The organism is Janthinobacterium kumbetense, from assembly GCF_023703445.1.
Classification (GTDB): Bacteria; Pseudomonadota; Gammaproteobacteria; order Burkholderiales; family Burkholderiaceae_D; genus Janthinobacterium; species Janthinobacterium kumbetense.
This window is the reverse complement of record NZ_JAMQGR010000016.1, coordinates 72,579-79,187: the sequence shown is the minus strand read 5'-3', so window position 1 is coordinate 79,187 and position 6,609 is coordinate 72,579. Positions and strand designations below refer to the sequence as shown.

Sequence of the window (6,609 nt, the reverse complement as noted above, 5' to 3'; positions counted from 1 at the left end):
GAGGCCTAGGACATCACCCTTTCACGGTGAGTACAGGGGTTCGAATCCCCTTGGGGACGCCAGACCGGCTGAATCAGCCAACAAAAAAGCCGCCTGGTAACAGTGCGGCTTTTTTGTTATGGGCTGCCATGCCCCATTTTTCTCTTCCCCTTTGAATATGCCATTAGCTACCGATCGCGCGCCAACGTTGGCCATCTTCTGCAAAGTCGTCGACAACTACGGCGATATCGGCATTTGCTGGCGCCTGGCGCGGCAGTTGAGCAGCGAGCATGGCGTGGCTGTCACCCTATGGGTCGATGATTTGCCGAGTTTCCGGCGCATCTGTCCGGAAATCGACGTGACGGCGCCAGTGCAGCAGGCCGGCGGCGTCACGGTGCGCCACTGGCGCGACCAGGATGGCGCATTCGCGCCGGCCGACATCGCCGACATCGTCATCGAATTCTTTGCCTGCGACATTCCGCCCGGCTATATCGCCGCCATGGCGCAATGCGCGCCGCATCCCGTGTGGCTGAACCTGGAAGGCTTGACGGCGGAAGAGTGGGTCGAGGGTTGCCACGCGCTGACGTCGCCGCGCCACGGCATGATCAAGCATTTCTTCTTTCCCGGCTTCACGAACAAGACGGGCGGCCTGTTGCGCGAAGCGGCGCTGGACGAGAAAAGACTGGCGTTCCAGGCCGATGCGGGCGCCATGGCGGCATTCCTCGGGCAATTCGGCGTGACGGAGGCGGAAATGTCCGCCTTGAAGGTGTCGCTGTTCTGCTACCCGTCCGCCCCGGTCGCCGAACTGTTTGCAGTCTGGCAGGCGGGCAGCGAGCCCGTGACGTGCCTGGTGCCGGAAGGCGTCGCGTTCGATGCCGTTCAGGCGTTTATCGGCGACGATGCGGCGCTGGCCGGTGCGGCGCGCACGTGCGGCGCGCTCACCGTGCGCGTGCTGCCGTTCGTGCCGCAAGACGATTACGACCGCCTGCTGTGGGCTTGCGACGTCAATTTCGTACGCGGCGAGGATTCCTTCGTGCGCGCGCAATGGGCTGGCTTGCCGTTTCTCTGGCATATCTATCTGCAGGATGAGAACTTGCATCACGTAAAATTGCGCGCCTTCCTGCAGCGCTATGCGGTGGATGCGAACGGCGCCATCGACAGTCTGGTGCAGGCGGCGTTGGCCTGGAATGGCGCCAGCGCGGACGCCTTGCCGTGGGCGCAGCTGTGGCCCGCTTTGCAAGCCGACCTGCCGCGCATCCGGGCGCACGCGCAGGCCTGGCAGCGGCAGATGCAGGCCAATGGCGATCTGGCAAGTAACCTGCTGGCGTTCGCTGGCGCGACGAGATAGGCGCTTGCCAAAAATTAAGGTAAAATGCCCGGTTATTTCTAACGTATTTTTAACCGATCAAACGCAAGCTTGCGGCGCCGATGGCGCACAGGCGGCAGATGGTCTTCATGCAACCCACTTTTTACGTACATTCCTATGAAACCCGCAAAAGAAATTCGTGTTGGCAATATCATCATGGTCGACAGCAAGCCAATGATCGTGTTGCGTTCTGATGTCAACGGTTCGAGCCGCACGGGCTTCACCTACAAATGGAAGATGAAAAATCTTCTGACGAACACCCCGATGGAAAACGTGTTCCGCGGCGACGACAAGTTTGACGTTGTTGTTCTGGATAAAAAGCCAGTGACGTATTCGTACTTCGCCGACCCGCTGTTCGTGTTCATGGACACCGAGTACAACCAGTATGAAATCGAAGAAGAAAACCTGGGCGAAGCGCTGAACTACCTGAAAGATGGCATGGAATGCGAAGCCATTTTCTACGACGGCAAAGCTATCTCCGTTGAACTGCCTACGACCATCGCCCGTCAAGTGGTGTACTCGGAGCCAGCGGTCAAGGGCAATACTTCGGGCAACGTCCTGAAAGAAGCCAAGATCGAAAACGCCATCGACGCACACCGCCACACCGTGCAAGTGCCGCTGTTCGTGGCACAGGACGACGTCATCGAAATCGACACCCGTACCAACGAATACAAGCGTGTCGTACGCAACTGATAGATTCTTGCACTGCGCCGCATGCATGGCCCGGCAGATGCCGGTCTGGTTTGCCTCAGTGCTGGATCACCAAGAAACGCTGCCTTCGGGCGGCGTTTTTTTTTGCTTAAAAAATAATTCCCTTCAACAACAATTGTGTTGCAAGGACTGCTATGCTATGGCTACAACATTATTGCGGTAGAAACATTGAAGTTTCCTGGAGATAGCATGCAGCGCAGTCAGATGTTACGCAGTGGCGCGTCCCGGGGCGTGGCGCGTCCCGTATTGGCCCGTGCCACGGCGCCCGCCAGCCCCATGGCCCATCTGCTCGATGCGGGCGTGTTGCCGCAACAGCAGATGATGCAGGCAGGCAAACTCAGTTCCCATGCGCTGACGTCGCAGTACCTGGGGCGCATCCGTTCCCTGTGCAGCATCGGCGCGCGCGCCTATCCCGGCATTGAAATCAACCCCGATGCGCTGAAAATCGCCCTGGAAATGGACCGCGAACGGCAGGTGCACAAGGTGCGCGGCCCCTTGCACGGCATTCCCGTCGTCTTGCGCGACAATATCGCCACGGGCGACCGCATGAAGACGCGCACGCAGGCGCCCCTGGCCACGCATGCCAGCTGCGATTCCTTTGTGGCGGCGCGCTTGCGCGCGGCCGGCGCCGTCATTATCGGCAAAAGCAATTTGCGCCAATGGGCCGCCGTCAGCGTGCCGCATGCCAGTGCCAGCTGGGCCGGGCTGACCATCCTCGCCGTCGACAGCGCGGCGGACGGTTCCATCGTCGCGCCGGCTTCAAACTGCGGCCTGGTCGCCATCAAACCCACGGGCAGGACTGCCGCGGGGCAGGGCGGCGAGCCAGCCACGGCCGGACCGATGGCGCCCAGCGTGCGCGAGGCGGCCTGGCTGCTCGCGGCCCTGAGCGGCGAGCGCCTGGCCGATGGCGTGGTGTTGGATGCCGCCGGCTTGCATGGGCGCCGCATCGGCGTGGCGCGCAGCCTGTTCGGCCTGTGCGCCGGAACCGATGCCGTGATCGGGCAGGCGCTGCTGGCGTTGCGCGAACAGGGGGCGGAACTGATCGAGATGCCGCCTGCGCCCGAACCCGGCGGCATCGAAGCGCTGCTGGGCTCGCACAGCCTCGATGCGCTGGTGGGACCTACCTGCCATGGCGTGGCGCAGGCGCCGTCGGCCTTGCCGCACATCACGGTGCCGGCCGGCGTGGCCGGGGGCTTGCCGGTCGGCTTGTCCTTCATCGGCCCTGCGCACGGCGACATGCAACTCATCGCGATGGCGTATGCCTATGAGCAGGCGACTTTGCACCGGCGCACGCCAGCGTTGCCGTCGAGCATTACCCTGGCGTTGCGCCTGCCATGATGATTTTTTTCGTTTTCTTTCGATAAACTATGCTTGCAACCTTGCTGCTGACTGCGGCCGTGACGGCCATTCCGACTCCTTTTGATGCCGCGCAATTGTCTGGCAGCTGGTCCGACAGCGTCAATACGAATAGCGTTTGCGAAGAAGCGCGGCACTTTACGCGCATGCAGCTGTCTGACGATCATCAGCGGCTGGCGATCTTCAGCGACCGGACGTGGAAAAGCAAGCTGGGGGAAACCAACCGCTTTGCCGCGACGGTGGTGGCGGAAACGGAGCGCAGCCTGACTTTGCGCTATGACAATGAAACCCGCCTCAATGCCGCTGGCAAGCTGGTGGAGTGGCAGTTGATCATCGTCGCGCCCGGCGTGTACCGCTGGCGCGAGACGGGATGGGCGGAAGGCAAGGTCAACGGGGTCGTCGGTATCCGCTGTTCTCCCTGAGGCGGGCGCACAAGCATGCCATTCTGCTATGCTGCCCGCATTATTGAATGCTTTTAGGAGATTGCATGTCCGCACGTTTGTTCCTGCCCCTGTTCCTGGGCGCCGCCGTGGCGCTGGCCACCCTGCCGGCGCACGCGCGTACGCCGCAACTGTCGCTGATCGAGCAGGCGCAAAGCTGCGACGGCGGCCACACCTGCCCGTACTTCCCCGACGTCTACAAGGCGGACTACGCCTTTCGCAAGGCCTTCAATATCGGCCTGAAGAAGGCTGGCTTGAAGCGGCAGCGCTGGGTGCCGAATGGTGTGGCGAGTCCGCTCAAGCCCGTCGAGATCGACGGCAAGGCGCGTCTGCTGAGCAGTGTCTGCGAACCGCACAATTGCGGCCACCGCTACTCCATCCTGTACGACCCGGCCGAGCGCAGCATGACGGGCGTGTATATCGGCAGCGATGGCAAGGGCGGCTCGCGCACCGTCTACTTCGGCGAACCCAGCATCGCCGAAGCCGACATGTTGTTCAAGAACTGATGCACGCGCCACTGCGCATTTCCAGCGAACGCGGCGAGCTGGACGTGGCCATGATCCACCGCTACCTGAGCGAGCAGTCGTACTGGAAGCGCGGCGTGGCGCTGGAAACGGTGCGCAAGGGCATCGCCAACGCGCTGTGTTTCGGCGGTTATGTTGATGGCCAGCAAGTGGCGTTCGCCCGGGTCATCACCGATTACACGGATTTTGCCTACCTGCGCGACGTGTTTGTGCTGCCGCAATACCAGGGGCGCGGCTATGGCAAGCAGATCGTGGCCGCCGCGCTCGACGATGCGCGTGTGCGCGATGTCGTCTGGATGCTGGGCACCGATGACGCGCATGGCCTGTATGCAAGCTTTGGTTTTGCGCCACTGGAGGCGCCACACAAGTACATGCGCCGTCCTGCGGCGTGAGAATTATCAAAACAACCTTTAGGTGTCAAGAGAACTATTAACATTATTGTACGCAATAATGTTGCATTGATAATGACATCATGTCATTATGCGCGCTCTGCAGCTTACGCAGCGGTGCGTTGCTGGTGCTGTGCTTTGCCGTCGCTATCTGGCGGGGTAAAGGTGGTGAGCGGTCCGATTGGTCGTCCCTGGCACGTTTTCTCGTCACTTTAAAGGAATACATCATGAAACAATATGGCGCCGAATTTCTCGGCACGTTCTGGCTGGTCTTCGGCGGTTGCGGCAGCGCCGTGCTGGCCGCCGCCTTTCCCGGCCTTGGCATCGGCTTTGCCGGCGTAGCGCTGGCCTTTGGCCTGACGGTGCTGACCATGGCTTACGCCATCGGCCACATCTCGGGCTGCCACCTGAATCCTGCCGTCTCGATCGGCCTGTGGGCCGGCGGCCGCTTCCCCGCCAATCAACTGTTGCCATACATCATTGCGCAAGTGCTGGGCGCCATCGTGGCCGGCGGCGTGCTGTACGTGATCGCCAGCGGCCAGGCCGGTTTCGATGTCAGCACGGGCTTTGCCTCGAACGGCTTCGGCGCCCATTCGCCGGGCGGCTATTCGATGCTGTCGGCGCTGGTCATTGAAATCGTGCTGACGATGTTCTTCCTGATCGTCATCCTGGGCGCCACCGACAAGCGCGCGCCGGCCGGCTTCGCCCCGCTGCCGATCGGCCTGGCGCTGACCCTGATCCACCTGATCAGCATTCCCGTCACGAATACCTCCGTCAACCCGGCCCGCAGCACGGGCGTGGCCCTGTACGTGGGCGACTGGGCCACCAGCCAGCTGTGGCTGTTCTGGCTGGCACCCATCATCGGCGCCTTGCTGGGCGCGCTGGCCTACCGCTTGATTGCCGGCGAAAAAGAATCAGCTTGAACATGTAAAAAAAGCAGCCCGCGGGCTGCTTTTTCGTTTAGTCGGCGGCGCGCCACTCGCTCAGGTAATGCTGCGGCGTGCGGCCCAGGATGCGGCGGAACATGGCGCTGAAGGCGCTGGGGCTGGCGTAGCCCAGCGCATAGGCGATGGCCGCCACGCCTTCGCCCCGGTCCAGGCGGCAGAAGGCCTCGGCCAGGTGGACTTGCTGCAGCCATTGGCGGTAGTGCAAGCCCGTTTCCTTGGGGAATAAGCGGATCAGGGTGCGCGCGCTGGCGCCTGCGTCCTGCGCCCAGTCCTCGATGCTGCGCCGGCTGCCGGGCGCGCTCATGATGGCCGAACAGACGGCCACCAGGCGGCGGTCGCGCGGCCAGGGGATGGCGATGGGCACGGTATCGGCCGCCGTCAGCTCCGACAGGATCAAATGCGCCAGCCAGTCGCCGCGGCCCGCCAGCGCATATTCGATCGGCTCGGCAAGCAAGGCCAGGATCAGCTCGCGCAACAGCCGGCTCACTTCCAGCACCTTGCAATCGGCGCCATATTGGGCCGCCACCTGCGCATCGATGTACACGGTGCGCATGCTCAGTTCGCTCAAGATGTGGACTTCATGCACTACGCCCACGGGGATCAACAGGGCGCGCCGGGGCGGCAATATCCACACGCCGTGCTCGGTGGAGACGCGCATCACGCCTTCCGTCGCATACAGCAGCTGCGCCCGCACGTGGCTGTGCGGCGCCGTATAGTCGCCCGCCGCATATTGCCTGGACATGGCCGTCACGGGGCGCGGCACGTGCTGGTAATCGTGCGAGCTGGTGCTGCGGCTGAACGGCACGCCATCGGGATGGGTCTGGGCGGGTTGCTGGGTGTACATGTGGGGCGCTGGCTTGTCTCTTGGTTGTCACTTGGGCGACGATTATTGGAAGT

Annotated in this window: 8 protein-coding genes; 7 read left to right on the top strand and 1 reads right to left on the bottom strand. The window is 62.5% G+C overall.

Features of this window, described 5'->3' with window-relative positions:
• Nucleotides 1-157: 157 nt before the first annotated feature.
• From earP to aqpZ, 7 genes are all read left to right on the top strand, one after another.
• On the top strand, nt 158-1,327 hold the full coding sequence (gene earP, locus NCG91_RS26265) for an elongation factor P maturation arginine rhamnosyltransferase EarP (protein ID WP_251351830.1): 1,170 nt from the start codon (nt 158-160) through the stop codon (nt 1,325-1,327).
• A 135-nt stretch (nt 1,328-1,462) separates the two neighbouring features.
• Entirely contained in the window at nt 1,463-2,038 is a 576-nt protein-coding gene (locus NCG91_RS26260; RefSeq protein WP_034758247.1) for an elongation factor P, read from the top strand.
• A 207-nt stretch (nt 2,039-2,245) separates the two neighbouring features.
• Nucleotides 2,246-3,394: an amidase family protein gene (locus NCG91_RS26255; RefSeq protein ID WP_251351829.1), complete on the top strand. Its 1,149-nt coding sequence runs from the start codon at nt 2,246-2,248 to the stop codon at nt 3,392-3,394.
• A 29-nt stretch (nt 3,395-3,423) separates the two neighbouring features.
• Complete coding sequence (locus NCG91_RS26250) at nt 3,424-3,834, top strand: hypothetical protein (RefSeq protein ID WP_251351828.1); 411 nt, start codon at nt 3,424-3,426, stop codon at nt 3,832-3,834.
• A 65-nt stretch (nt 3,835-3,899) separates the two neighbouring features.
• Nucleotides 3,900-4,358: an Ivy family c-type lysozyme inhibitor gene (locus NCG91_RS26245; protein WP_180278591.1), complete on the top strand. Its 459-nt coding sequence runs from the start codon at nt 3,900-3,902 to the stop codon at nt 4,356-4,358.
• Nucleotides 4,358-4,768 carry a GNAT family N-acetyltransferase gene (locus NCG91_RS26240; protein WP_251351827.1) on the top strand — a complete coding sequence of 137 codons (411 nt, stop codon included), beginning with the start codon at nt 4,358-4,360 and terminating at the stop codon, nt 4,766-4,768. Before NCG91_RS26245 ends, NCG91_RS26240 begins: the two co-directional genes overlap by 1 nt.
• Nucleotides 4,769-4,992: 224 nt before the next feature.
• Nucleotides 4,993-5,688 carry an aquaporin Z gene (aqpZ, locus tag NCG91_RS26235; RefSeq protein WP_251351826.1) on the top strand — a complete coding sequence of 232 codons (696 nt, stop codon included), beginning with the start codon at nt 4,993-4,995 and terminating at the stop codon, nt 5,686-5,688.
• A gap of 37 nt (nt 5,689-5,725) precedes the next feature.
• Here the strand turns inward: aqpZ and NCG91_RS26230 are convergent, their stop codons facing one another.
• On the bottom strand, nt 5,726-6,556 hold the full coding sequence (locus NCG91_RS26230; protein WP_251351825.1) for an AraC family transcriptional regulator: 831 nt from the start codon (nt 6,554-6,556) through the stop codon (nt 5,726-5,728).
• Nucleotides 6,557-6,609 lie beyond the last annotated feature (53 nt).